The sequence below is a fragment of the Actinosynnema sp. CS-041913 genome, assembly GCF_050942485.1.
Classification (GTDB): domain Bacteria; phylum Actinomycetota; class Actinomycetes; order Mycobacteriales; family Pseudonocardiaceae; genus Actinosynnema.
The window spans coordinates 2,634,652-2,660,555 of sequence record NZ_CP192037.1; the positions used below are offsets into that span (position 1 = coordinate 2,634,652).

At 72.0% G+C, this 25,904-nt stretch carries 24 protein-coding genes; 16 read left to right on the forward strand and 8 right to left on the reverse strand.

What is annotated here, in order from left to right; translation table 11 throughout:
* Window position 1: 1 nt before the first annotated feature.
* Together ACQPZF_RS12715 and ACQPZF_RS12720 are read right to left on the reverse strand one after the other, a co-directional pair.
* Window positions 2-1,111, reverse strand: coding sequence for a zinc-binding dehydrogenase (locus ACQPZF_RS12715; RefSeq protein ID WP_433271563.1), 1,110 nt, complete (start codon window positions 1,109-1,111; stop codon window positions 2-4).
* Between the two features lie 215 nt (window positions 1,112-1,326).
* Window positions 1,327-2,049: an SDR family NAD(P)-dependent oxidoreductase gene (locus ACQPZF_RS12720; RefSeq protein WP_433271565.1), complete on the reverse strand. Its 723-nt coding sequence runs from the start codon at window positions 2,047-2,049 to the stop codon at window positions 1,327-1,329.
* A gap of 342 nt (window positions 2,050-2,391) precedes the next feature.
* Between ACQPZF_RS12720 and ACQPZF_RS12725 the strand changes: the two genes are divergently transcribed.
* The 11 genes from ACQPZF_RS12725 (at window position 2,392) to ACQPZF_RS12775 (ending at window position 14,829) form a co-directional block, all read left to right on the forward strand.
* Entirely contained in the window at window positions 2,392-3,369 is a 978-nt protein-coding gene (locus tag ACQPZF_RS12725) for a methyltransferase family protein (protein ID WP_433271567.1), read from the forward strand.
* Between the two features lie 234 nt (window positions 3,370-3,603).
* A complete protein-coding gene (locus ACQPZF_RS12730) occupies window positions 3,604-5,139 on the forward strand; it encodes an ABC transporter substrate-binding protein (RefSeq protein WP_433271569.1) in 1,536 nt (511 codons plus the stop codon).
* A gap of 61 nt (window positions 5,140-5,200) precedes the next feature.
* Window positions 5,201-6,142: an ABC transporter permease gene (locus ACQPZF_RS12735; RefSeq protein ID WP_433271571.1), complete on the forward strand. Its 942-nt coding sequence runs from the start codon at window positions 5,201-5,203 to the stop codon at window positions 6,140-6,142.
* Complete coding sequence (locus tag ACQPZF_RS12740; RefSeq protein ID WP_433271573.1) at window positions 6,139-7,992, forward strand: dipeptide/oligopeptide/nickel ABC transporter permease/ATP-binding protein; 1,854 nt, start codon at window positions 6,139-6,141, stop codon at window positions 7,990-7,992. Before ACQPZF_RS12735 ends, ACQPZF_RS12740 begins: the two co-directional genes overlap by 4 nt.
* Entirely contained in the window at window positions 7,989-8,828 is an 840-nt protein-coding gene (locus tag ACQPZF_RS12745; RefSeq protein WP_433271574.1) for an ABC transporter ATP-binding protein, read from the forward strand. The genes ACQPZF_RS12740 and ACQPZF_RS12745 overlap by 4 nt, the downstream gene beginning before the upstream one ends.
* 24 nt (window positions 8,829-8,852) lie before the next feature.
* The gene (locus ACQPZF_RS12750; protein ID WP_433271575.1) at window positions 8,853-9,443 is read left to right on the forward strand and encodes a TetR/AcrR family transcriptional regulator; all 591 of its coding nucleotides are present in this window, start codon (window positions 8,853-8,855) and stop codon (window positions 9,441-9,443) included.
* Between the two features lie 40 nt (window positions 9,444-9,483).
* Window positions 9,484-10,215 (forward strand): alpha/beta fold hydrolase, encoded by a 732-nt coding sequence (locus ACQPZF_RS12755; RefSeq protein ID WP_433271576.1) that lies wholly within the window; start codon window positions 9,484-9,486, stop codon window positions 10,213-10,215.
* A 321-nt stretch (window positions 10,216-10,536) separates the two neighbouring features.
* Entirely contained in the window at window positions 10,537-12,834 is a 2,298-nt protein-coding gene (locus ACQPZF_RS12760; protein ID WP_433271577.1) for a hypothetical protein, read from the forward strand.
* A gap of 88 nt (window positions 12,835-12,922) precedes the next feature.
* On the forward strand, window positions 12,923-13,666 hold the full coding sequence (locus ACQPZF_RS12765) for a hypothetical protein (RefSeq protein WP_433271578.1): 744 nt from the start codon (window positions 12,923-12,925) through the stop codon (window positions 13,664-13,666).
* A 49-nt stretch (window positions 13,667-13,715) separates the two neighbouring features.
* Window positions 13,716-14,402: a hypothetical protein gene (locus tag ACQPZF_RS12770; RefSeq protein ID WP_433271579.1), complete on the forward strand. Its 687-nt coding sequence runs from the start codon at window positions 13,716-13,718 to the stop codon at window positions 14,400-14,402.
* Between the two features lie 52 nt (window positions 14,403-14,454).
* Entirely contained in the window at window positions 14,455-14,829 is a 375-nt protein-coding gene (locus ACQPZF_RS12775) for a hypothetical protein (RefSeq protein WP_433271580.1), read from the forward strand.
* Between the two features lie 30 nt (window positions 14,830-14,859).
* Here ACQPZF_RS12775 and ACQPZF_RS12780 read toward each other — a convergent pair whose 3' ends face one another.
* Window positions 14,860-16,032: an MFS transporter gene (locus ACQPZF_RS12780; RefSeq protein ID WP_433271581.1), complete on the reverse strand. Its 1,173-nt coding sequence runs from the start codon at window positions 16,030-16,032 to the stop codon at window positions 14,860-14,862.
* 88 nt (window positions 16,033-16,120) lie between these two features.
* On the opposite strand from ACQPZF_RS12780, the gene ACQPZF_RS12785 reads away from it, so the two are divergent.
* From ACQPZF_RS12785 to ACQPZF_RS12795, 3 genes are all read left to right on the forward strand, one after another.
* Window positions 16,121-17,017 (forward strand): LysR family transcriptional regulator, encoded by an 897-nt coding sequence (locus ACQPZF_RS12785; protein WP_433271582.1) that lies wholly within the window; start codon window positions 16,121-16,123, stop codon window positions 17,015-17,017.
* An 87-nt stretch (window positions 17,018-17,104) separates the two neighbouring features.
* A complete protein-coding gene (locus ACQPZF_RS12790; protein ID WP_433271583.1) occupies window positions 17,105-17,632 on the forward strand; it encodes a hypothetical protein in 528 nt (175 codons plus the stop codon).
* A complete protein-coding gene (locus ACQPZF_RS12795) occupies window positions 17,622-18,503 on the forward strand; it encodes a hypothetical protein (protein WP_433271584.1) in 882 nt (293 codons plus the stop codon). Before ACQPZF_RS12790 ends, ACQPZF_RS12795 begins: the two co-directional genes overlap by 11 nt.
* A 43-nt stretch (window positions 18,504-18,546) precedes the next feature.
* Here the strand turns inward: ACQPZF_RS12795 and ACQPZF_RS12800 are convergent, their stop codons facing one another.
* From ACQPZF_RS12800 to ACQPZF_RS12815, 4 genes are all read right to left on the reverse strand, one after another.
* A complete protein-coding gene (locus ACQPZF_RS12800; RefSeq protein WP_433271585.1) occupies window positions 18,547-19,206 on the reverse strand; it encodes a hypothetical protein in 660 nt (219 codons plus the stop codon).
* A gap of 157 nt (window positions 19,207-19,363) precedes the next feature.
* Window positions 19,364-20,380, reverse strand: coding sequence for a HEAT repeat domain-containing protein (locus ACQPZF_RS12805; protein ID WP_433271586.1), 1,017 nt, complete (start codon window positions 20,378-20,380; stop codon window positions 19,364-19,366).
* A gap of 25 nt (window positions 20,381-20,405) precedes the next feature.
* On the reverse strand, window positions 20,406-21,182 hold the full coding sequence (locus ACQPZF_RS12810; RefSeq protein ID WP_433271587.1) for a zinc-dependent metalloprotease family protein: 777 nt from the start codon (window positions 21,180-21,182) through the stop codon (window positions 20,406-20,408).
* Window positions 21,183-21,194: 12 nt separating this feature from the next.
* Entirely contained in the window at window positions 21,195-22,145 is a 951-nt protein-coding gene (locus ACQPZF_RS12815; protein WP_433271588.1) for a hypothetical protein, read from the reverse strand.
* Between the two features lie 254 nt (window positions 22,146-22,399).
* On the opposite strand from ACQPZF_RS12815, the gene msrA reads away from it, so the two are divergent.
* Together msrA and ACQPZF_RS12825 are read left to right on the forward strand one after the other, a co-directional pair.
* Window positions 22,400-22,903: a peptide-methionine (S)-S-oxide reductase MsrA gene (gene msrA / locus ACQPZF_RS12820; RefSeq protein ID WP_433271589.1), complete on the forward strand. Its 504-nt coding sequence runs from the start codon at window positions 22,400-22,402 to the stop codon at window positions 22,901-22,903.
* The gene (locus ACQPZF_RS12825; protein ID WP_433271591.1) at window positions 22,882-23,406 is read left to right on the forward strand and encodes an MOSC domain-containing protein; all 525 of its coding nucleotides are present in this window, start codon (window positions 22,882-22,884) and stop codon (window positions 23,404-23,406) included. Before msrA ends, ACQPZF_RS12825 begins: the two co-directional genes overlap by 22 nt.
* A gap of 45 nt (window positions 23,407-23,451) precedes the next feature.
* Here ACQPZF_RS12825 and ACQPZF_RS12830 read toward each other — a convergent pair whose 3' ends face one another.
* On the reverse strand, window positions 23,452-25,902 hold the full coding sequence (locus ACQPZF_RS12830) for a hypothetical protein (protein ID WP_433271592.1): 2,451 nt from the start codon (window positions 25,900-25,902) through the stop codon (window positions 23,452-23,454).
* Window positions 25,903-25,904: the final 2 nt, after the last annotated feature.

Here is a 25,904-nt window from a genome sequence, read left to right on the forward strand (position 1 = left end):
TTCAGGGGAGACGGGGGTCGATGACGGCCTTGACCTCGTCGAGCCGGTGCATCGCCTCGATCCGGTCGGACGCGGCCGACAGGCCGACCGGTGCGCCGAACAGGTCGCCCCACGGCATCCGGTCGGCGAACGCGCCGAAGAACTCGATCGCCCGGTGGTAGTCGGCGATGTCGCCGTTGAGCGAGCCGACGACGGTCAGCTCCTTGCCCATCACCGTGCCGAGCGGCACCTGCGCGGGCTCCGGGCCGGTGGTGCCGACGATCACCACCCGGCCGCGCTGCGCGGCCATCGCGACGGCTTCCGGGCCGACCGACGGCGCGCCGGCGAAGTCCATCACCAGGTCTCCGCCGTGCCCGCCGGTCAGTTCGCGGACCCGTTCGACGATGCCGTCCGAGCCCCCGGCCACGTCGACGGTCGCGTCGGCGCCGAACTCGCCGGCCAGGGCCAGCCGGGACGCCGGGGCGCCGACGGTGATCACCTTGCCCGCTCCGGACAGGTGGGCGACGGCGGTGGCGAACAGGCCGAGCGCGCCGGAACCCTGGACCACGACCCGTGACCCCGGCGTCACCCCGCCCACCCGGTCGAACGCCCGGAGCACGGTCTTGGCCGCGCAGCCCGCCATGGCCGCCCAGGTGTCCGGCAGCTCGTCGGGCAGCAGCAGCTTCGCCGCGCGCGGCACGACGTAGGCGTACTCGCACAGGCCGGCGGTCGCGAAGGGGTGGACGTCGGACCGCTGGAGGAAGCCGTAGCCGCGCCGGGAGCACGCGACGGGCTCGCGCAGGACGGTGCAGCCGTAGCACTCGCCGCAGGTCGACTCGGACCAGCCGATCCGCGCGCCGACCGGGATGTCGCGGCCGAGCGCGTCCCGGGTGTCCGGTCCGACGGCGACGACCTCGCCGACCATCTCGTGGCCCAGCACCATCGGCAGCATGCCGGGGAAGCTCATCTTGCCGGACCAGATTTCCACGTCCGTGCCGCACAGCGTGGCGCAGGAGACGCGCACCAGCGCCGCGCCGGCCTCGACCTCGGCGGGCAGCGGGAGTTCGGTGAGGTGCAGCGGCTTGCCGTGCTCGGTCAGCACCGCCGCACGGGTGGAGGTCGGGACGGTCATCGGGCTCCTTCCGGTGGCGGGAGGCGCGATCCGGCCGCCCGGTGGGTTAGTCTACGGATGTCGACTAAAATGTCGAGACCTCGCCCGCAACTGCCCGCCGCGGTCGTTCCGGGCGCATCGGGAAGTCGGCGGCGGGTGGCCACCCGACCGTCCCGAGTGGACGGTGCCGGTCGGGCGACCCGTTGGCGCGAGGGTGGAGCGGGCGGTCCGGCTCGTCAGGTGAGGAGCTGGCCGCCGTCGACCGGCAGGCTCGTGCCGGTGATATGGGACGCGGTGTCGCCGGCGAGGAACACCACCGCCGCGGCCACGTCCTCGACCGCCGCGAGCTGCCGCAGCGGGATGCGGTCCACCCACGCCTGGCGCGCGGGCGAGCCCTCCGGCAGGCCGGCGGCCAGCATCGGGGTGAGCACCGGGCCGGGCGCCACCGCGTTCACGCGGATGCCGTGCTCCGCCAGCTCGACGGCCGCCCACCGGGTCAGCGCGTCGACCGCCGCCTTGCTGCTCTCGTAGCCGCCCATGCCGGGGGTCGGCTGGCGACCGCCGATCGAGGACAGGTTGACCACCGCGCCGCGCGTTCCGCGCTCGACCATCCGGCGGGCGACCTGTTGCGTCATCAGGAAGGTGCCGTGGACGTTGGTGGTGAGGATCCGCTGCATGTCCGCGGCCGGCAGGTCGAGCAGGCGGCCGTGGATGGCCAGCAGGCCCGCGTTGTTGACCAGGACGTCCACCGGGCCGACCTCGTCGAGCGCCCGGGTGATCGACTCCTGGTCGGTGATGTCCACCGTCACCCCGCGCACGCCGAGCGCCGAGGCCGCCTCCTCGACGCCGTGGACGTCCGCGAGGACGACGTTGTCACCGATCTTGTGGAAAGCGGTGGCGATCGCGCGGCCGATGCCGCCCGCTCCTCCGGTGACCAACACGGTGCGGGCAGAGGTCATCGTCGGTTCCTCTCGGGGGACCGGGGCTCCGGTCGGGTTTGTAGTATACGAGCGTAGAAAATAAACGCCTTGGAACACAAGGGGAACAGCGCGGTCGGACGCTCCGGCGCGGCGTCGGTCAGGCTCGGTCGCAAGTCCGCCGCCAGTGGAATCCGATGGCGCTGGATCCCGGTCGGGAGTCCATTGCCGGTGGAATCCGGCGGCGGGTGGGTCCGGTCGCCATTCCGTTGCCGATGGAATCCGTCGAAGGGGCTGGTGCTTTTAGTCGACGTGCGTAGACTAACACTCCACTCGTCCCGGGCCCGCCGCGAGGTGGCCCGCATCCCCCTTCGAGGAGCCGTCATGACCGGACCCGTCCCGGACCGCATCGTCGACATCGCCATCGGCTACATGGGCGCCAAGCAGCTCTTCTCCGCGTCCCGGATCGGGCTCTTCCCCGCCCTCGCCGACGGCCCCCGCACGGCGGCCGAACTCGCCGCGACCACCGGCGTGACCGAGCAGATCGCCCGCATCCTGGCCGACGCGATGAACGCCCAGGGCCTGCTCGACCGGCAGGACGGCCGGTACTCCCTGGCGCCGGACGCCGCCGAATACCTCGGTGGCAGCGGCCCGACCGACCTCGCGCCGTTCCTGACCTTCCTCAACGAGATCAGCTACGGCCACTGGCTCCAGTTCGACACCACGGTCGACACCACCAAGCCGGGCGACCTGCAGATGGACGACGCCCGGTGGGGCACGTTCATGGCCGGCGTGATGCGGTACAACTCGCTGCACGCCGCGATGCTGGCCCGCGGCTTCGACTTCACCCCGTACCGGTCGATGCTGGACCTGGGCGGGCTGTCGCCGGACTTCGCGATCAACGCGCTCAAGGCCAACCCCGACCTCGCGGTCCGGTTCGTCTTCGCGCCCATGTCGACGCAGGGGATCACCGACGCGCTCGCCGCCGCCGGCTTCACCGACCGGGCGACCGTCGAGCCCGCCGACACCGAGACCGCCGCGCCGGGCGGCGACCACGACCTCGTCATGGTCAACCACGTCATCCACCGGTTCACGGCCGAGCAGAACCGGGCGATCCTGGCCAACGCCCGCGCGGCGGCCCGGGACGGCGCGACCCTGCTGCTGCTCGACTTCTTCCTCGACGACGACGAGCGCCAGCGCCCGATCGACGCGCTGCACGCGGGGGAGTACTTCGTCATCGACGGCACGGTGGTCTACCCCGAGGCGGAGGTGCGGTCGTGGCTGGAGGGCGCCGGCTGGCGGGCCCGCGAGGTCCTCGCGCTGCCGGGCAGCCCGCGCGTCCTGGTCGCCGAAGCGGTCTGAAACCGCAGGTCAACGGGGTATTCGAGGACGCCGACCGGAAACGGTGGGTAGTCGTTTACTTCCGGGACGAATACTGGTCGGTCAACCGTTGATTTTTTAGCCGACAACCGTAGACTATCCCGCATCGCGGTGAGCCAGGTCTCACCCCATGATCTACATGCTCCAGGCGAGGACCAGCCCGCGGCAGCGGCGCGTGACCCCCGCCGGCAGTCCATCACCCGAGAGAAGGACCCGATGACGAGGACACGGATCGCGGCACTGGTCGCGATAGCCGCCACGGCGGCCTCCGCACTCGCCGGATGCACCAGTTCAGGCGGCGGCGGTGGTAGCACCGCCGGCACGGATACAGGCGAGCTCAAGGCCGGGGTGTTCCTCGACGTGACTTCCTGGGATCCGGCCGCCGCCGACATCGGCTTCGACGGCCCGTATCTGTCGGCCGTCTACGACCCGCTCGTGGCCCTGGACAAGGACGGCAAGCCGGTGCCCGCGCTGGCCAAGTCCTGGGAGTGGTCCGCCGACCGGCTGACCCTGACCGCGGAGCTGCGCACCGACGTCACGTTCGACGACGGGCAGAAGTTCGACTCCGCCGCGGCGGTCGCGAACCTCCAGCACCTGAAGGCCGGCGTCCGCTCCGGCCAGGCGTACCTCAACGTGGCCGGCGTCGAGGCCAAGGACGCCGACACCATCCAGATCACACTGTCCAAGCGGGACGACTCGCTGCTCTACTTCATGGGCCTGGGCCGAAGCTGGATGGCCTCGCCGGCGGCCATCCAGGCCGGTTCGCTGGCCAACGGCCCGGTCGGCTCGGGCCCGTACACCTACGACAAGGCCGGCTCCGCGCCGCAGTCGCAGTACGTGTTCACCAAGAAGCAGAACCACTGGGACAGCGGCACCTACCCGTTCCCGTCGGTGAAGCTGTTCCCGATCACCGACCAGACGGCGAGCTTCAACGCGATGCTGTCCGGCCAGCTCAACGTCCAGTTCGCCAACGCCGCGAACCTGCCGAGGGCCAAGGAGAACGGCTGGAACATCGCCTCCAAGCCCTCGTCGTGGGTCGGCGTGCAGTTCGCCGACCGGACCGGCAGCCAGGTCAAGGCGCTCGGCGACCAGCGCGTCCGGCAGGCGATCAGCTACGCCTTCGACGCGGCCGGCATCCTGAAGGCGGTCGGCAACGACTCCGGCACCGTCACCAACCAGCTCTTCCCCTCGGACAACAGCGCCGTCTACGACAAGTCGATGAACGACAAGTACAAGACGGACATGGCCAAGGCCAAGCAGCTCCTCACCGAGGCCGGCTACCCGGACGGCTTCACCGTGAAGATGCCGATGTCGCCGATCTTCGCGGCGTGGCAGCCGGCCGCCAACCAGACGTTCGGCGAGCTGGGCGTCAAGGTGGAGTGGCAGGACATGGCCATGCCGGACTACCAGAAGAACGCGCCGACGTACCCGATGTTCCTCGCCGTGATCGCCATGAGCGGCAACGACATGGCGACCCTGTCGGACCAGGTCACCACGGCCCAGTGGTACAACCCGAACCCGTCGGTCGACGCCTTCCCGGACGTGAAGGCGCTGGTCGAGCAGGTCGAGAAGGCCGAGCCCGGCGCGCCGCAGACGGAGCTGCTCAAGCAGCTCAACACGAAGCTGGTCGACCTGGCCTGGTGGAGCGTCTGGTACCAGGCAGACAACACCTACTTCAGCGTCAAGGGGATCACGGTGACGCCGATCACCGGCATGATGTTCCCGACGCTGCGGTTCATCCAGCGCGGCTGACGCGCCCGTGCTCCGGCGGGTCCGTCCACACCGGACGGACCCGCCGGTGAGGAGCCGAGAAATGCTGTCCTTCATCGCGAAACGCCTGCTGTCGGGAATCCTGCTGCTCGTGGTCGTCACGAGCGGGACGTTCTTCCTCGCCTACCTGGCCGTGGGAGACCCGACCCCCGGGTTGCTCGGCAACAGCGCGACGCCTGCCCAGCAGGCCGCCCTGCGCGCCAAGATCGGCTACGACCAGCCGTTGCTCGTCCAGTTCTGGAACTGGTTCTCGAACGCCGCCACGGGCGACTTCGGCACCTCGTGGCGGAACTTCCAGCCGGTCAACGACCAGTTGGTGCTGCGCGTCCCGGTGACGCTGTCGGTCGTGGTCGTCGCGACCGTGCTCTCCGCCGTCGTCGGCGTGGCCGTGGGCATCGCGTGCGGCCTGCGCCCCGGCGGCCTGCTCGACCGCGGCCTCAAGCTCGCGTCCGTGGTGCTGTTCGCGCTTCCCGGCTTCTGGGTCAGCCTCGTGCTGGTCATGTGGTTCGCCATCGAGCTGAAGTGGTTCCCCGCCGTCGGCTACGTCTCACCGGACCAGTCCATCGGCGGCTGGCTGCGATCCATCACGCTGCCCTCGGTGTCCCTGGCGCTCGGCGCGATCGTGATGGTCGCGGAGCAGTTGCGCAACGGCTTCCTCCAGGTCGCCAACCAGGACTTCGTGCGCACGCTGCGGGCCCGTGGGCTCTCCGGCCGGCGCGTCACCACGCACGTGCTGCGCAACGCGTCGCCCGCCGCGCTGACCGTGCTCGCGCTGCTGTTCGTCGGGCTGCTCGGCGGCGCCATCGTCGTCGAGATCGTGTTCAACCTGCCCGGCATCGGCAGCCTGACCCAGTCGGCCTCGCAGATCGGGGACATCCCGGTGCTGCTCGGCCTGACCGCCGTCACCGTGGTGTTCGTCGTCATCGTCAACTTCCTGCTCGACCTCGTGCTCGGGTGGGTCAACCCGAAGGTGCGCGAGCGATGACCGCAGCCCCGTTCCCCGCTACGCTGGCCCCCGTCAAGCGGGTCTCGCTGTGGCGGCGCTACCTGCGCCGCCCCCTCGGGGTGACCGCCCTGGCCGTGCTGCTGGTGGTCATCGCCGCCGCGGTCTTCGCGCCGTGGCTCGCGCCGTACGACCCCAACCTGGTCGACTTCAAGCTCAGCCACGCGCTGCCGGGTGACGGGCACCCCCTCGGCGGCGACACCGCGGGGCGCGACATCCTCAGCCGCCTGCTCTACGGCGCCCAGACCACGTTGTACGGCGCGGTGATCACCTGTGTCGCGGGCCTCCTGCTGGGCGTGCCGGCGGGTGTCGTCGCGGGCTACTTCGGCGGTGTCACGGACCGCGTGTGCTCGTGGATCAGCGACGCGCTCCAGTCGGTCCCGGGCATGATCGTGCTGCTGGTGGTCGCCGCGGGCACCGGCCAGGACTTCACCGTCCTCATGATCGCGCTGGGTGTCTTCCTCGCCCCGGGCTACTACCGGATCACCCGGGCGCGGGCGCTGGCCGTCCGCCGGGAGCCGTACATCGACGCCGCCCGCGTCGCCGGCGTGACCAACCCGCGCATCCTGCGCACGCACATGCTGCGCGCGGTCTACGCGCCGATCGTCGTGCAGACGGCGCTGACCGGCGGGATCGCCATCGGCATGCAGGCGGGCCTGCAGTTCCTCGGCATCGGCTCGGCGTCCACGCCGAGCTGGGGCCAGATGATGAACGACGGCTTCCAGAACATGCTGACGTACCCGCTGATCCTGCTGTGGCCGTCGATCGCGCTGGGGGTCACGATCGCCGCGCTGGCGTTCATCGGGTCGACCCTGGCGGACCTGATCAGCATCCGCACCGAGCAGCCCTCCCGGCGGGCCCGCGCGCGGGTGCGGCAGGAACTCGCCGCGCCCGCGCCCGCGGACCTGCCCGACCGGGTCGCGAGCGGCACGCACGAGCACCGGACCGAGGACTCGGCGCTGCGGATCGAGAACCTGCGCGTCGGCTACGCCACCCGGACCGGGGTGAAGGAGGTCGTCCGCGGCGTGTCCCTGGACGCGGCCCCCGGCGAGGTGCTCGGCATCGTGGGCGAGTCCGGCTCCGGCAAGACGCAGACCATCTTCACCGTGCTCGACCTGCTGCCGTCCGGCGGGACCGCGGTCTCGGACGGCATCTGGGTCAACGGCCGGGAGGTCGGCCGGCTGTCGGCCAAGGAGCGCTCGGCGCTGCTCGGCCGGTCGATCGGCTACGTGCCGCAGGAGCCGATGAGCAACCTCGACCCGTGTTACACGATCGAGCACCAGCTCGTGGAGCCGCTGCGGCACGTGCACGGCCTGTCCAAAGTCGACGCCCGCGCCCGCGCGCGGGAAGTCCTCGTCCGGGTGGGCATCACCGACCCCGACCGCGTGCTGGCGTCGTACCCGCACCAGATCTCCGGCGGCATGGCGCAGCGCGTGCTCATCGCCGGCGCCGTCTCCGGGCGGCCGTCGCTGCTGGTCGCCGACGAGCCGACGACCGCGCTCGACGTCACCGTGCAGGCGGAGGTGCTGGAACTGCTCCGGGAGTTGCAGCAGGAGTACGACATGGCGCTGGTGATCGTCACGCACAACTTCGGTGTCGTGGCGGACATCTGCGACCGGGTCGTGGTGATGAAGGACGGCCGGATCGTCGAGACCGGCCAGGTGGAGCAGATCTTCCGCCACCCCGCGGACCCGTACACGGCCGAGCTGATCAGCGCGTCCCTGGACGACACCGAGGGGCGGCACGAACTGGACGAGGCCTGGGCCCGGGAGTCTCCGGTGGACCTGGACCGGAGCGCCGCGCACGTGGGCGGAGAGGACGACGCGCGATGATCGAGCCCGAGGACACCGCGCCGCTGCTGACGGTGGAGGACTTGGTGGTCGACTACCGGCTGCACCGCAAGCTGCGACTGCGCGCGCTGAAAGGCGTCTCGATCTCGGTCGGCCCGGGTGAGTGCGTCGGGCTGGTCGGGGAGAGCGGGTCGGGCAAGTCGACGCTCGGCAAGGCCGTGCTGGGGCTCGCCGGGGTCACCTCCGGGCGGATCACGTTCGACGGCGAGGACATCACGCACGCGCGTGGCGCCGCGCGCCGTCGGCTGGCCAACGACATCCAGGTCGTGTTCCAGGACCCGTACGGCTCGCTGGACCCCACGATGACGGTGGGCGAAGTCCTCGCCGAACCGCTCGTGGTGACCGGGACGGCACGGGCGAAGGCACGGTCGGTGGTCGCCGAGATGCTCGACCACGTGCGGCTGCCCGCCGACTCCGTGCACCGGTACCCGAGCGAGTTCTCCGGCGGCCAGCGGCAGCGGATCGCCATCGCGCGGGCGCTCGTCCGCCGGCCCCGGCTGATCGTCTGCGACGAGCCGGTGAGCGCGCTCGACCTCACCACGCAGGCGACCATCCTGGACCTGTTCATCGACCTGCAACGGGACACCGGGGTGTCGTACCTGTTCGTCTCGCACGACCTCGGCGTCGTGCGGCGGATCTGCCACCGGGTGTCGGTCATGTACCAGGGCGAGATCGTGGAGTCCGGGCGCACCAGCGAGGTCACGCGGGAGCCCGAGCACCCGTACACGCGGCGGCTGCTGCTCGCCGCGCCGGTCGCCGACCCGGTACGCCAGGCCGAACGCCGCGCCACCTGGCTCGGCCTTCGGGACTCGGCCTGACATGCGTGCATTAGGGTCGTAGCCATGCCGAAGGTCATCGACCACGACCAGCGGCGCCGCGAGATCGTAGAGGTCGCCAAGAAGCTCATCGCCGAGGGTGGCTTCGAGGCGGCCACGATGCGCAGCATCGTCACGGCCGCGGGTTTCGCCAATGGCGCCCTCAAGCACTACTTCGCCAGCAAGGACGACATCATCTCGGCGACGTTCGAGAGCGTCCTGCTGGAGACCGCGCAGCACATGTCCGAACTGGACCCGGAGGCGAGTCCGAAGGAGGCGCTGCGGGGTTTCGTCGAGGGCGCCATGCCGTTGGACGCGCACCAGATCACGTCCGCCCGCGTGCTGCTGGTGCTGTGGGAGCACTCGGTCGCGAACCCGGACCTGGCCCGGCAGTACCGCGACCTGCTGACGACCTGGCGGGCGGAGCTGACCACGCGGATCGCGGCGGCCTGGGACAAGGGGGAGCCACCGGACGCGCCGGCCGTCGGCGTCCTCGCGGACGAGATCATCTCGGTCACCATCGGCGCCAACGTGGCGAGCCTGATGCACCCGGTCGGCGAACTGGTCGACCGCTACCGCGCCTACGTCGAGGCTTTCATGGAGCGGATCGCCGGCTGACCGCCTGGACCCGACCGGACTTATTGTCTACGCTTGTAGAATGACAAGTGTCGCCGCGCTGCCGGCCACCCGCACCCAGCCCACCTCCGAGGTCACCGGCCCGCCGGTCGTGCTGATCCACGGATTCGCCGCGGCCGGCGAGTCCGACTTCCCCGTCTCGCGCTGGGCCGGACCGCTGTCCGCGGCGGGCCGGGAGACGGTCGTGGTGCACCTGCCCGGCCACGCGGGCGGCCCGGCCGTCGCCTCGGCGGACGAGGTGACCACCGCGCGCCTGCTCCAGCGGCTGGCCGACGGCATCGGCTCCACCGAGGTCGACGTGGTCGGCTACTCGCTCGGCGCCCGCCTCGCGTGGGACCTCGCCGCCGCCCACGTGCTCCCGGTGCGCCGGCTGGTGCTCGGCGGCCTCAGCCCGATGGAACCGTTCGGCGCGGTCGACCTCGCCGCCGCACGGGCCGCCGTCCAGGGTGGACCGCAGCCGGGAGACCCGTTGACCGGCATCATCACGAGCATGGTGTCCCGCGAGGGCCAGGACGCCGAGTCGCTGCTGCGGCTGGTCGAGGGGCTGGCGCGGGAGCCGTTCGACCCGGCCGGTCGCGTGCCGGAGGCGCCCACGCTGTTCCTCGCGGGGCAAGAAGATCCGATGGCCCAGGGTATCGAGCAGTTGGTCGCGCGGGTTCCCGGCGCGCGGCTGCGGCGGGTGCCCGGCGACCACATCGGCGCGTTGGCGGGCGAAGAGCTGCGTGCCGCGGTCTTCGAGTTCCTGGACCTCTGACAAATCGCCGACACGAATTCCATTCGACCTGAAATTTGTTATCGACGCGTTTTCGGTCGAACCGAAACCTCTTGCCCCCGGATCACCACCCTCGCTACGGTTCGTCCCGGTTGCCGTATACGGGGGTGGGCGTCGACCGGCCGGATCGGGGCCGGCAACAGGTGATCGAGCGCAGATTGTCCTGCCTGTCGCCGCGCGTTGATCGACGACGGCAAAAGCTGCCGTCCGGGCACAGTCGACTCCCGAAATCGGGAGGGTGTCGTGCAACGTCTGAAAAGATTCGTCCGTACCGCGTTATGCGTCGTTTCGGCGACGTCGGTCATGCTCGTGCCGGCCGTCGGGATGCCGGCGGCGCACGCCGGCCCCGCGTCCGGCGCGGGCCAGGGGGAGGACTGCGCCGCCGCGCTGGACTGGTCGAGTTGCGTGCAAGTGGTGGCGCGACTCGACCGGGCGCCCGCGGTCGGTGAGACCGCGCGGCTCTCGGTGGAGGTGGGCACGGCCGTCGACCTGCGCGGTGCGCGGATCGAGGTCGACCTCCCGTCCGCGCTCGGCTGGGACGAGCGGCCCGCCGGCTCGCGCGTCGACCGGCTCGGGCCGCTGCTGCCCGAGGACGGGGACGGCGTCCACCGCGCCTGGCGGTCGGTGGACCTCGAAGCCGGTGGGACGTTCCAGTACACCGGGTCGGTGCGCGGCGTCGCGGCGGCGGCCACGTCCGTGCGGGCCCGGCTGGTCGGGCCGTCGGACACGCCGGTCGACGACGACGAGCACCTGCTGCTGCTGACCGTCGGGGGCACGAGCGCCGAGTCGTACCTCGGCTTGGACGCCGAACGCAATTCGACCGCGCTGGAAGCACTGCCCGACGGGATGACGCTCACGCCGTCCACGCCGCACCTGGATTTCCAGGCGGTTCCGGCGGACGACCTCCCGGCCCCGCACAGTGACGACCCGCCGTCGTCCGAGCCGACGACCCAGGCCTTGTCGTGCGTGACCGGAACCGTCGGCTACGAATTCCCGGCGGCCACCGGCCACCCGTCGCCCAACATCCAGGTGCAGGCCTGGGACGACGACTCGTTCGGCGGCGACGACCTGCTCGACACCGCGCTCACCGACGGGAGGGGCGGCTTCCGCCTCTGCTTCGACAACGACGACGTGAGCGGCGGCCAGGACGTCTACGTGCGGGTCCGCGCGGAGAACGGCCTGTGGCGGGTCACCGTCGACCTCGGTTTCCTGCGGCCGGTCTACGAGTTCCGGTCGGCGCAGCGCGACGACATCGGCGACGGCCGGACGGTGGACCTGGGCCGGCTCGCACCCGCCGACCAGACCCTGCACCGCGTGCTGCACGCCTTCGACCTGGCGAACGACGCCCAGGAGTGGACGCCCGGCGAGTGCTGGGACGCCCGGGACACCGGTGACTGCCGCCGGATGGAAATCGTGTACCCGGACGACGACGCCAACGACAACAGCCGCTACACCTTGAACGACAACACGGTGCGGCTGGAGCCGGCGGCCCCCGACGACCGCACCGACACCGTCCACGAGTACGGGCACGCGGTCATGGACGACGTCTACGAGGACGCCTACCCGAACGCCGAAAGGTGCTCGCCGCACCAGATGGACCGACGCAGCTCGGAGGGGTGCGCCTGGACGGAGGGGTTCGCGAACTTCTACCCCATGGCGATCTACAACCGGGACGAGTACCGGGGCTGGCGCGTCGAGGACACCGCCCGCTACGACACCGGCGACGACACCGAGGGGCGGGTCACCGGATCGCTGTGGGACCTGATGGACCCGGCCGGTGAGGCCTATTGGGACGGTTGGCAGGAGTCGGCGCGGGACGCCATCTGGGACACGTTCCTGGACAGGAGGTCCAATGACTTCAGGGAGTTCTGGACGCACCGCGGCGAGGAGGGGCACGACGTCGGACCGGGTCCGGCCGGCGCGCTCTTCCAGAACACGATCGACTACGGCTTCCGCTTCCCGATCACCGACGGCGCGGCGCTGACCCGCCCGACCCCGGACCCGCCGCACAACTACCGCTTCGACACCACGTTCGCGTTCTGGTCGGTCGTGGCGTTGCGCCCGCCGGCGGGCGCGGACTACGACGTCAGGGTCTACGACGATTCGGCACACCAGCAGTTGCTGGGTAGCAGCGTGCTGCCGGGCTCCACAGTGGACTTCGTCGCGGTCGACTCGGCCATCAAGGGCACGGGCGACTTCTACCCGGTCGTCAGCCGACCCGCGGGTTCGACGGGCACCGGCGACTACCGGATCGAACTGGCCGCGACGGGGCGATTGCTGATCGGCCCGGTGAGCCAGACCATGGCCGGGCTGGACGACGTCGCCGCCGTCTGGGACATCTGTCCGGGGTCGGGCGGCGCCGACATCACCATCACCGTCACGCCCTCGGACCCGAGCCAGGACGCCGAGCTGTTCCTGATGGACTCGGACCCGGCGGCCCCGGCCACGGCGGTGGTCGGGAGGTCGGCGGCGCTGGCGGAGTCGACCGGCAACGGCCCGAACCAGCCGGAGTCGGTCAGGTTCACCCCTCAGGGCGGCTGCTACGGAGTCGTCCTGGTCAACAAGGCGGGTTCCGGCAGTTACAACGTGACCCTGTCCTGATCACCCGGACGTGGCCCGGGGGCGTTTCCCCGGGCCACGTCCGCCCATTCTTCCGGGAGTCGTCCTGCGTACCGATCTCATGCGCGCCGTGCCGGCCGTCGGGCTGCTCGTCGTCGGACTGGTGGCGTGCGCCACCGGCCCGGACTCGCTGCCGTCCGATCCCGCGACCCTGGTGCTGCGGGTGGACGAGCAGCACAGCGGCCTGCGTCCCTGGGAACGGGGGCCGATCCCGAAGTTCTCCCTGTACGGCGGTGGACGCGTCGTCGTGCCGGGGGAGGGCACCGACGCACTGCGTGCCGCCCGCGAGTACCGGCTCGCCGCCGACGACTACCGCGAGCTGGTCGCGGACGCCTACGCGGCGGGCCTGGACCGCGCCCGCGACCACCCGTATGACGAGCAGACCGACGCTTCCCTCCTGCGCATCACCCTCGACACCCCGAACGGCGTCCAGACCACCCGCGTCACCGCACCGGAGGCGGGCGGCAGCGGGGACCGCGGTGCGGCGCTGGCGTTCGCGCGGTCGCTCCCGGCGCCGCCGGAGTCCGCGACCGGGTACCAGCCGACCTCACTCGCCGTGCTGGCCACCGGCGGAGTCGGCCAGGACGCGCCTGCCGAGCCCTGGCCGTCGGGTCCGCTGGAAAGGGGAACGTCGACCGGGGAAGGGCTGTGCACGGTCGTGTCGGGCGACGACCTCGCCGTGGTGCTGCGGCTCGCCCAAGGCAGACGACAGGAAGACTCGCGGTGGACCAGTGGTGGCAGCACGTTCGTCGTGTCCTTCCGGCCCCTGCTCCCTGACGAGCGCACTTGTGAGGACCTGGATCGCCGGGTGTGACGTCGCCTACTCCGTGAAACGTCCACATCAGAGGGGCGATAGTGCCGTTGTGAAGATCATGGGGGGCTTGGTCGCGGTAGGTGTTCTGGCGGGTGTGCTGGTGGCGTGCGACGCGACGCCCGCGGCAGAGCCCGCGCCGACGTCGTCGTCATCACCGACGACGACCTCCGTCCCGGTGACCACGTCGAGCGCACCGTCGTTGGCCGACCGCCTCCCCGCGATGGTGGAACGCGCCACGATCCCGCGTGACGGCCTGGCCGACTACGGCGTCGCCGCGCCCACCTACCAGCAGTACGCCGTCGAGGGGATGCCCAAGCCGTGTGAAGTGGAGGTCGACGCCGAGTCCGGCTACACACCGGGCCTGTTCCGGGAGTGGGCCGATGGCCGCATCGCCCTGCGGCAGTCCGTCGTGGGCTACTCGGAGGCGACCGGCGCGGAGATGCTGTCCCAGCTCACCGCCGCGACCCGGGATTGCGATTCGTGGAGCGAGGACGACATCAAGCTGAACGTCGTCGGGAACGTGTCCGTGAACCGCCCGGAGGGGGTCGAGGGCTTCCTCGGGTTCTGCGCGTCGGCGACCAAGCCCGGTGAGCAGTACTGGATGTGCGTGGCGTTCATGGCGCGCGGCAACCTGGTGTCGTGCGTCTACACGTTCCGCGACGACGTGCCGTCGGGCGCGCTGGACGACCTGCACGCGATCCTGCCGAGGGCCGTGGACCGCCTCGTCAACGCCTGAGGCGTGCGCCCGCCGGGGCGACCTCCCGAAGGGGATCACTACCATCCACCCGGTGGACCGCACCCGGCTCGGCACGTGGCTGATGATCGTCCTGGCGACCTGCCAGGCCCTGGCGGCGCTGCTCACCAGCCCGGCCGTGGAGCCGACGGTGATCGCCGTGGCCCTCAACGCCGCGGCCGTCGCCTCGGCCACCTGGCTCCTGCGCCACCCCGACCACAACCGCTGGCCGCTGACCGCGTGGGCGGCCGGCTTCTTCGGCTGGCACGCCACCGGCCTGGTCACCCTGGCGGGCCTCGTGACGACCGGGATCGACGCCCTGTTCGTCACCGCCCCGCAACCCGAGCTGTCCACCCTCTACCAGGCCACCCTCGCCGTCGCCGCCGCCTTCGCCGTCCACCTGCTGCTACCCAGGCCCTCCCGCTCCTGACCGGCGGCACCGCGCTCCTGCCCGGACCGGTCACCGGACAGCAGGGGCGCGGCCGAGCACGAGCACCGGCAGCGCCGTCGCGGCCACCGCCGCGCCGAGCCACATCACCGCCGTCAACCCGATCCCGTCGACCACCAGGCCACCGCCGAACGCACCCAGCGCGATGGCCCCGTTGAACACGCCCGAGAACAGGGCGGACGCCGACTCGTGCGCGCCGGGTGCGGCGGCGAGCAGCCACGTCTGGGTGCTCACCGAGACCGCCCCGTACGCCAGTCCCCACACCACCAGAAGCGCCGCCGCGACCGGCACCGACGTGCCCACCACCGGCACCAGCGCCACCGTTGTCGCGAGCACCCCGCTGACGACCAGCAGCGTCGCCCTGGGTGACCGGGCCGCTCCCGCGCCGCCCGCGAAGTTGCCCGCGATCCCCGCCACGCCGTACACGAGCAGCAACGTGGCGATGGTCCCGGCGTGGGCCCCGGACACGTCCTCCAGCACCGGCCGCACGTAGGTGTACGCGGCGAAGTGCCCGACGACCAGCAGAACCACCACGGTGAGGCCGGTCCTCACCGGACGGGTGCCGGCCAGCCGCACCGTGCCGCCCAGCCGCACCGGCCCGCCGACCGGCAGCCGGGGCAGCACGGCCACCAGCGCGAGGAGGACGACCAACGCCAACCCGCCCACGACCACGAAGGACACCCGCCAGCCCACCAACTCGCCGAGGTGGGTGCCCGTCGGGACGCCCAGCACGGACGCCACGGCGACACCGCTGAACACCAGGGACATCGCCGGTCCGGCCGACGCCGGGGGCGCCAGGCGTGCGGCCAGCCCGCCGGCGATCGCCCAGACCCCGCCCACGCCGAGCCCCACCAGCACCCGGGCGGCCACCATCACGGCGAACGACGGCGACCAGGCCGCCAGCAGGTTCCCGAGCGAGAGCACCGCCATGAGCACGCCCAGCACGGTGCGGCGGTCGGTCGCGCCGAACGCCGGGATCAGCAGGGGCGCGGACACCGCCGCGACCAGACCGGTCACCGTCAGGCTCAACCCGGCGGTGCCCTCCGTGACGTCCAGTGCGTCGCCGATCGGGGTCAGCAGCCCCACGGGGAGCATCTCGGAGGTGACGACGGTGAAGGTCGCCACGGCCAGCGCCACCACCGCGGGCCATCCCCGGACGTCCTGACGGTCCTCGATCTTGTGCATGTCCCCAGCCAACCCACGGACTTCATCGGGAACAACGGCCGATCACGCACGCTTGCATTAGCGGGGCTACTGGATCGGGAGGACGTCGGTGAGCGGTCTGGAGATGCGGGAGCTGGAGGCGTTCCTCGTGCTGGCCGAGGAGCTGCACTTCGGCCGGGCCGGTCAGCGGCTGTACGTGTCGCAGAGCCGCGTCAGCCAGCTACTGCGGTCGCTGGAGTCCCGCGTCGGCGCCCCGCTGGTCCACCGGACCAGCCGCCGCGTGAGCCTGACCACGCTCGGCGAGCGGTTCCTCGCCGATCTCGGTCCCGCCTACGAGGCTCTGCGCCGGGCGGTGGACGACGTCCGCGCGGCGGCCGTCGGGATCGGCGCGTCCCTGCGGGTCGGCTTCCAGGGCACCGTCGACGGGCACCTCGCGGACGCGCTCACGCTGTTCGGCGACCGGCACCCGGACTGCGTTGTGGATGTGGTGGAGATCCCGCTGTCCGACCCGTTCGGCGCGCTCCGCCGGCGCGAGGTGGACACGGCGGTCGTGCTGCTCCCGGTGCGGGAGCCGGACCTCGTGGTGGGCCCGGTGTTCTCCCGCCACCACCACACCCTCGCCGTCCCGGCCCGCCACCCGTTCGCCGCACGGGAATCGGTCAGCGCGGAGGAACTCGCGGAGTGCCGGGTCATCGGCGTCCACAGTGACGCACCCGAGTACTGGCGTGCCGTCCACGCTCCGACGCGTACGCCGGAGGGTCGCCTGGTGCCGTCCGGGCCTGCTGTGCACACGCTCCAGGAGGGTCTGAGCCTCGTCGCGGCGGACCGGGGCGCCCTGCTGCTGTGCCGGGCGACGGCCGCCCACCACGCCAACCGCAGCTCGGTCGCGTTCGTCCCCGTCACCGGCCTGCCGGTGTCCGAACTCGGCCTCGTCCGGCACCGCCACCACGCCCAGCCGCGGGCGCGTGCGTTCGCCCAGGCCGTTGTCGACACCCTGCCGGACTGACCGGAACACCCGGAACCTGGGATCGGTAGGGGCTTCGCCCGCCGCAGGATGTGCTCACGACATCAGCGGCCCGGAAGGCGGAACACCGTGTTCAAGAAGATTCGCGACCAGATCAACGACGCGACGCGGCGGGCGACGGCGCGCGGCGAGCAGGACTTCCAGCGGCACGCGGCGCAGTTCCAGCGGGACGCCGCCGCGCAGGGCCACGACATCCGGCCGCACCTGCCGACGGACGGCATGGCCTCGCAGGCGTTCCAGGCGATGAACGAGGATCCGGCGATGGCCGCGTTCCTGGCGCTGCCCGGTGAGGAGCAGTTGCGCCAGCAGCGGGAAGTCAACGCCTACGGCCGGAACCTGCGCAGGCTCTACGATTCCGGTGAACCCGCGACCGCCGTCATCCGCACCCTCGACCCGACCGGGACGACGGTCGCCGGCCAGCAGCAGTACACCTCGGCGCTCGACGTCACCCGGGCGGACGGCACGGCGTACCGAACCACGATCACGCACCTCGTGCCGACCATGGCGTTCCCGCAGTACACGCCGGGCACCAGGCACGAGGCCCGGATCGACCCCGGTGACCCGGCCGAGGTGGGGGTGTTCGGACTTGTCGACTGACCCGCGGTCGAACCCGGTGGACGCGGCACAGGCGCGGTACGACCGCGTCGAGCGTTGGCGGGGAAGCCCGCGAATGCTCGCCGGCGCGGTGGCGGCTTCGGCGGCCACCCTCGTCCTGGGATTCGTGGCGGGACTGGGTTTCGGCGCGCTGGTCGAGCAATTCCGGACCGTGGCGGTCGACAGCGTCTTCGACGACCGCGGCGACGGCGGATCGCCGTACTGGCTGATGTGGGGGACGTTCGGCTTTTTGGGGTGCATCCTCGCGGGCAGAGCGACCGCCGGCGCCGCGCGGCGATACCAGGGACGGCCGTCGACCCCCGCGTTCCCGATCGCCTTGGCGCTGGCGGCGCACACCGCCGGAACCTGGGTGTCGTCACGGCAGTGGCTGCCGCCGCTCGCCGTGGGCGTCGAAGTCGACCCGGTCTTCCACAAGGACGAGGAGTGGGGCGTCTGGGCGTGGGTGATGTACTACGCGGACTGGTGGGTTCCCGCGCTGATGCTCGTGGTGACTTCGTTGGCGGTGCTGGAAACCGTGCGGCTCGGCCGCCGGCAGGCCGCGATGGTCGAGGAGCGGGAGCGACTGCTGGCGCAGGGCCGCCGGGTGCCGGCGGACGTGGTCGAGGTGAGGCTGCTCCGGGTGACGGACAACGAGTCCGGCAACCGGACCGTCGGCGCGGTCGTGACGGTGTCCTTTGTGGACAGCGTTGGAGTCCGGCGCAGGGTGGCCCGCCGTACCCGGGAAGTCGGGATGGTGATCGGGGCAGGTCTCGCGGAAGTGCTGTTCGACCCGGCGCGGCCGACCCGCGAGGAGTCGATCTTCGTGGCGCTCCGGCGTCCTCCTTCCCGCAGCGACTGGCTGCCCGCCGACTGAGACCCGCCGACTGAGACCCGCCGACTGAGACCCGCCGGGCCGGTCAGCCGACCGGTTCCATCAGGTTCGTCACCGAGAGCGGACCGTCGAACGGAGCGGGCCAGGCAACGGTCACGAACGGTCCCTTGGTTCCCTTGCCGGGCAAGGAGAAGCTGACGGTCGCCGCGGGCAGGCCGGCGCCGCTGTCCGGGGCCGTGCGGAGGTACACGACCGCCTCGCGGCCGTCACCCACACTGATCTCGGTGTAGTCCTGGGGTTGGCCTCCGCCGATCTCGACGTCGAGCCGCGACCCGTCCTGGGCCGCGAAGGTGACGTCGCTCAGCGTGCCGCCGATCGTGCACCGGGTCGCGGCGCGCCCGGCGAAGTGGACGGCGAACAGCCGGCTGTCCGCGCTGGGCGAGACGTGCTCGGCCGCGGTGATCTCCAGGTCGCCGGTGGAGCACCAGCCGCCGACACCCGGCACGGGGGCGGTCGGCGGCACGGCTGTGGTCCGCGGCGTGCTGGTGGTCGGCGGCTCGGCGGTGCCGGTGCGGGCAGGGCCGCCGGACGTCGGCACGCCGGTGGTCGCGGCCGTGCTCGCCGGGATGGGCTTGCCGCTGGTGTGCGTCTGCGTGGCTCCACATGCCGTCAGGGCGATCGCCCCGCCGGACAAGGCGGCGGCCAGTGTGCGCGGCACGTTCCTGCGCGGCCGGGCGAGTCTCATCGCGTCCTCCGAAGTGTCGGCTGTCCTTGTGCGGACACTTCAGTGGACGCGCTCGTCGGGCCCCGGTAGACCCGCCGGCCGCGCAGGAGGCACGAACGGGCAGCCGTGCTGCCCTCGGTCACCGGGGGTGGACCGGATCATGCGGGTAGGGGTCGGGTCAGCCGGGTGTGGTGGGCGATGGGGACCGGGTCGGTGTCGCGGGTGGGTTCCGGCGGGTGGCGGGGCGCGAGTACGCGGCGTCCCGCACCGTGAGTGTTCCCGTGGGGGTCAGGTCCGCTCGGAAGTCGAGGGCCGGCGTGCCGGGGGCGTCCACCGCCCGGAGGTGGAGGGCGGTGGTGCCGTCGCGCTCGGTGAGTTCACCGAAGTGGACGAGCTTGCCGGTCGGGCGGACGCCGAAGACCGCCGCGCCCCGGCCTTCGCGCGGGTGGCTCAGGACGTACTCGTAGACGTGCCAGCCGTCCGGGCAGGTCGACTCCTTCAACACCACCGCCGCGACGCGGTCCCGCTCGGCGACGGCCCCGGCCGGCCGGCCGGCGACCTCTTCGGACAGCACCACCCAGATGTGTGCGTTGAGGCAGCGGAACCGGAAGGAGCCCGCTTCGGTCACGGGGGTGGCCGGCAGTTCCTCGGCCAGCCACCGACGGGCGGCCCCGGTCGGGTCGGGCGCCACGCCCTCGATCCGGAACGGGGTCGCCCGGCCCGGGTCGAGCGCCAGGACGGCCTCCGGTTCGGCCAGCCGGTGCGTGCCCAGCCCGAGGCGGTAGGACAGCAGGGTCCGCGCGAACGCCACGCTGCGTGCCGCACCGCCCGCGGGACCGGCGGTGACGGAGGAGAGGGCGTCGAAGGCCGCGCGCCCGCCGATCCGGGCGAGACCGGCGGCGGCGGCGGCGACCACGTGCGGGTCGTCGGCCGTGAGCGCGGCGGACAGGACGCGCTCGTTGTCGGCGGTCGCCTGCCGGCCCAGGGCGACCGCCGCGGTCGTCCTCAGCTCGCTCGGCGCCGACCCGTCGAGGACGATCCGCTCGACCACCGGCCGGACCCGCGCCGGCCCCCGCCGCAGCAGCTCCTTCAGCGCCCCGGTCCGCTCGGCGGTCTCCCCGCCGCCGGTGACGGCCGCCACCAGCTCCTGCTCGTCCACCCCGGGACGGGCCTCCACGTCACTGCGGCTGGTCATGGTGCCCCTCTCGCGCGACGGGCGGTCAACACCCGCTCCGGACCGAACAGTGTCCCAGCATGGTGGTGCCCTGGTTGCCGGTCAGCAGGACCGCCGCCCGCGTGCCGCCTCCGCACGAGGTCGCGCACCGGGTCTGGGCCATCAGGTTGTTGCAGCCGTTCGCCGTGCCAGGGCAGTTCGGCGCGGCGCCGTGGTTGTGGCTCAGGCCGAGGTGGTGGCCGATCTCGTGGGCGAAGGTCCGGGCGAACCCCTCGGCGGCGCGCCCGATCTCGCCGGCGCACACGCCGTCGTCCTTGGCTTCCTTGTCGCACTCGCCGGGGATGTCCGACGCCTTGCCGACGAACGTCGAATCACTGATGTTGCGCACCACGAACGCGTCCACGCCGTCATTCGGCACCGACCAGTCCTCGATGAGGCTGTCGCATTCGTCGGCACTGCCGAGGTCGTCGGCGCCACCGGAATCGGCGGCCGTGATGAACCAGTGCAGCACCCGGCCGACCCCGAGATTGACCTGTTGGTAGATCGCCCGCGTCCGCATTATTGCGTAGTCCAGCTTCTGCCGCGCGACGTCCTGTGCGGGGGCGCCACCGGAAATGGCGTCGAAGCCGACCCGGATGACGTTCAGGTGAATGTGCTGACCCTGACAACCGCGCACGTGGGCCAACAAGGACACCTGGGCGGGCACCCCGGTCGGGTCGGGTGGCACCCGATTCCGGATGAATCCGAAGAAGTCGCCGAGGATCGACGTGGTGCCGCTCGTGTCGATGTCCAGGCAGTTCATGATCGCCTTAACACTGGCCATCGGCCCCACCCGTCACTGGAGTGCCACCAGGACTGGCACGAGGCCGCGTCCCGACGACAGGCCGCCCAACGCCTTGCCGAGGACGGCGCCGAAGCTGCGCCGCGGATCGGCCGCCCGCATGGCGTGCCCCCTCGTCGGCGACGTGGTGAGCATGTCGCCCAGCTCGATCGGGCCGTAGCTCGCGTCGGCCTGGCAGTACACCTTGCCCACGAGCGCGAGCGGGCACCGCGGGGACTCGGACGGCTGCCTGCCCAGGACGATGCCCGGCCGCACGCCGCCGGCGCCCGAGATCACCCCGGCGACCTTGCGGTCGTAGGGCAGTTCGCTCGGGATGACGCCGCCGCCCTCGCTGAGCACCATCACCGTGCCGGCCTCCGCGTCGCCCGCCCCGCCGCGGAGGTCGAAGTCCTCGGCGCAGTCGGCGTTGGAGAGGATGATGTCGCCGGAGCCGCCGTCGAGCTGGATCACGGCGTTGCCGGCGTTGTCGCGGACGATGATGTCGCCCTCGTTGCCCTTGGCTCCGACGGAGAGGACGGCGTTGCCGGCGTCGAGGTGGATGACGTTGGTCCCGGTGTCGTCGCGGACGACGATGTCGCCTTCGTTGCCGGTGGCGCCGACGATGACGGCGGCGCTGGTGGCGTCGAGCGTGATGACGTCCTTCTTGGCGGGATCGCGCAAATGCACGGTGCCCGCCTTGCCGCTGCCGCCGAGGAACAGATCCCCGAGACTCCCGTCCAGCCGTGCGCCGTGGTCGTCCCCGGGGCCCCAGAGGCTTAACGAACCGGTGTTGGTGAGCTGCATGACCTGGAAGCCGCCCGGCGTCTTGTGCGTGATCTGCACAAAACTGGAATCAGGGTCGAAGGTGAAGATTGTGTCGCCGTTGGTGTTCCGGAACTCGACCTTGCCGGTGAAGATTTCTGGCACGTACGGCTCCTCCTCGCCCGGCGACCCGAAGTGGGCCACGGGTTAAGACGTTCCTCCGGATGCGAGGTCCGGACAAGAACCCGATCGGGTTATTAGGGGCCATTGGCATACTTGACGATTCTTCGACATTCGGCGAGGGGGTGGCACCCCCACACGCCGGCCGACGGGTGCGGCGGCGCCGTGGTCGGGGTGTGATGAGCGTCGTCGTCGGAAAGCCGCGCGCGCGGGATGACGGGGGAGGGTGGGAGCGTTGGCCCAGGTAGGTTGGGACGACTGAGGAGCGGAGCGACCACATGGCCACGGTGACCGAGAAGGCTGTTCTCGCGGGCGGGTGTTTCTGGGGGATGCAAGACCTGTTCCGCCGCCATCCGGGTGTCATCTCGACCCGAGTGGGCTACACGGGCGGCGACGTTCCCCACGCGACCTACCGCAACCACGGCAGCCACGCCGAGGCGATCGAGATCGTCTTCGACCCGGCGCGGTTGAGCTACCGGGAGATCCTGGAGTTCTTCTTCCAGATCCACGACCCGACGACCCGCGACCGCCAGGGCAACGACATCGGCTCCAGCTACCGGTCGGCGATCTTCTACGACACCGACGAGCAGAAGCGGGTCGCGGAGGCGACCATCGCCGCCGTGGACGCGTCCGGCAAGTGGCCCGGCAAGGTCGTCACCGAGGTCTCCCAGGCCGGTGACTTCTGGGAGGCCGAGCCGGAGCACCAGGACTACCTGGAGCGCTACCCGGCCGGGTACACCTGCCACTACGTCCGGCCGGAATGGCGGCTCGGCGACCGTTGAGCACGAGCGCGGAGATCGTGGCGCTGCACGTGTCGCCCGTGCACGCCTACGAAGGACGGCCCGCCGACGGACCGCGACCCGATCCGGTGCCGGTCTCGCGCGACCACGTCGTGGTGCGGGCGGGCCTCGGCCTGGTCGGCGACCGCTACTTCAACCACGCCGCGCACCGCTCGGCCGCCGTCACGGTGTTCGCCGTCGAAGCGCTCGACGGCCTCACCGGCAGCCTCGGCCTGACCGCTGCCCCGGACCCGCTGGTCGTGCGGCGCAACATCGTGCTGCGCGGGTTCGACGTGGACGGGCTCGCCCGGCACGACGTGTTCAGCCTGGACTCCGGCGACGGACCGGTGCGGTTCGAGGCGCACCGGCCGGCGAATCCGTGCGCGTGGATGAACACCGTCATCGCGTCGGGAGCGTTCAAGGCTCTGCGTGGGCGCGGGGGAGTGCGGTGCGTCCCTCTTGACGACGGACTGCTACGGCTGGGCTCGGTGACCCTGGTCAGGTAAGCGACCCCTGTCGCACTCCGTTGCGGAGAGCGACAGGGGTCGGCGTCAGCTCGACGGCGGAACGCTGGGCGACGACGGGGCCGTCGTGCTCTCGGACGGCGGTGAAGTGGTGGTCGTCGGGTTGCTCGGCGTCACCGTCGTCGTGGTCGTCGTCGGAACACTGGACGAGCTGGTTGCCCGTGAGGTCTCCGTCGACGTCGTGACGGTTGTCGTCGTCGTGGTGGTGGGCAGCGCGCCTTCCTCTCGCAGCACGTCCAGGATCTGCGCCTTGGCGTTCTCCAGCGCCTGCTGGATCTGCTGGGCCGTCATGCCGGGTACGTCCTGCGCCAGCCGGGACAGCCGGGCCCACACCTCCTCCAGCCTCGCCTTCGTCTCCGGACCGAGGTCCGCGGGCAGGCTGACGACGAGCTGTGCGGCCAGCGCGTAGGTCACGCACGACACGCACGAGTGGTTGACGGCGACGGCGATGTTCTCCGGCACCACCACGTCCGCCTGGCCGACGACGAGGACCACCTGGAACGCGACGGCCACGGTCGTGCAGTCCCGGCACGAGGCCAGCGCGTACGCCTCGTTCCGGTTGTCCACCACGCCGTCGGTCTCCCACACCAGCGCGAAGGAGACCCGGTAGCGGACCGACCCGTCGGTGGTGTTGACGACCAGGGCCTGGTTGTCGCCCGGTCCCGGCGGTTCCGGCCGGTCGAACGGGAAGACCCACGTCGGCGCGTCGGCCGCACCGTCGACCGGCACGAGGACCAGTGCCAGCACCGGCTTGTCCTTCGTGGGCACCGGTGTCCCGCCGGGCCACGCGGTCCGGGCGGTCGCGGTCTCCGGCACGGGTGTCGCCGGCGTGACCGGTCCGGGGCCCGCCGCCAGGCCGGGCACGGCGTCGGCCACCGTGCCGCGTTCGCCGGGCTCGATCGGGCGGTACCGGTCGGGGTTCGGCCACCACGCCCACAGCAGCCCCGCGACCACGGCGACGCCGCACACCGCGACGAGCGCGCGTCGTGCGGGTTTGCCGTCGGTGGCCAGCCAGACCCTCGTGCACATCCGCTGCACGAGCCGGACCAGCAGCAGGCCGATGCCCAGCACCGGGAGGGCGATCGCGGCGACGGACAGCACCCGCACGAGCACGAGCGCCAGGTCGCCGTCGCCCAGCGCCGTGCCCGCGGACCGCCACTGCTCGCCGACGCCGTGCCACGCCGTCGCCACGATCCGGGGGAAGGCCAGCACCAGCAGCGCCGTGGCGGTGAGCAGCAGCGGCACCACGACGAGCACCCAGGTCGTCACGACGACCCGGGCCCACGGCTTGAGCACCTTCGACTCGGGTTTGCCCCAGCGGTGCGGCAGCAGGCCCAGCAGCGTGGGCTTGATGTGCCGGAACAGGTCGGGCACGCCGGTCAGGTCGGCGAGCACGTGGTAGCCGTCGTACCGGACCATCGGCGCGAGCTGGCGCACCATCTGCACGATCTGCGTCGCCACCACCAGCAGCAGCGCGTCCCAGCCGGACAGCCACCAGACGCCGAACACGGCGACCGCCACCAGCGCGTTGAAGTACAGCCCGCCCAGGTCGGTGCGCAGCCGCCCGACCCGGCCGAGCCGGTAGCTGTCGGTGACGTCGGTGTAGAAGGCGGGCCACAGCAGGTACAGGCCGAAGCCCATCGCGCCGGGCGTCGCACCGCCGTACCGGGCGGCAGCGGCGTGCCCGAACTCGTGGAAGCCGGCCGACACCACGGTGACCGCGAACACCAGCAGCAGCAGCGCGGGCTGGTGGAACGCCTGGTGGGTGGCCCCCGCGAGGCCCTTCTCGAACAGGACCCAGAAGGACACCGCCGCGAACGCCGCCAGCGCCGCCGCCACCACCGCCGGGTGGAACAGCCGGGCGAACGGCCCGGTGATCCGCCGGGTCACGGTGGGCTCGGTGACCACGCGGCGCAGGCGCAGGCCGAGCAGCGGTTCGGCCTTGCGGTGCTCCGGTTCGGCGCCGTCGGACAGCCGGAGCACGCCGAGCGGCGCGAGCTTGGTCCCGAGCAGCGTCCGCACGTCGTCGGCGGACACCCGGCGGCCGACGGCCGGCCCGACCACGGCGGCGATGCCGGCGTGGTCACGGTGCCCGTCGACGGCCTGCAACACCCGGTACAGCAGGGGCGTTAGCTGGAGCACCTGGCCGTCGGCGCGGCGGACCAGCGCCGGCGGGCGGCGGTACCCGGAGTCGCGCAACTCGCCGATCAGCTCGACGCCCTGCGCGCGGTGCGGCACGTCCGGCTGGACGCCCTGCGCCTGGTGCGGCAGGCCCGACGCGACGCTCTGCGTGCGATGTGGCGTGTCCGACGCGACGCTCTGCGCCCGGTGCGGGATGTCCGACGCGACGCTCTGCGTCCGGTGTGGCGTGTCCGAACCGACGCCCCGCGACCGGTGCGGCAGGTCCCTTTCCGCCCCGGGCGGGCGGGGCGCGGTGGTCGCGCCCCGCCCGGCCGGGCTCTCCCTCGGCACACTCATGG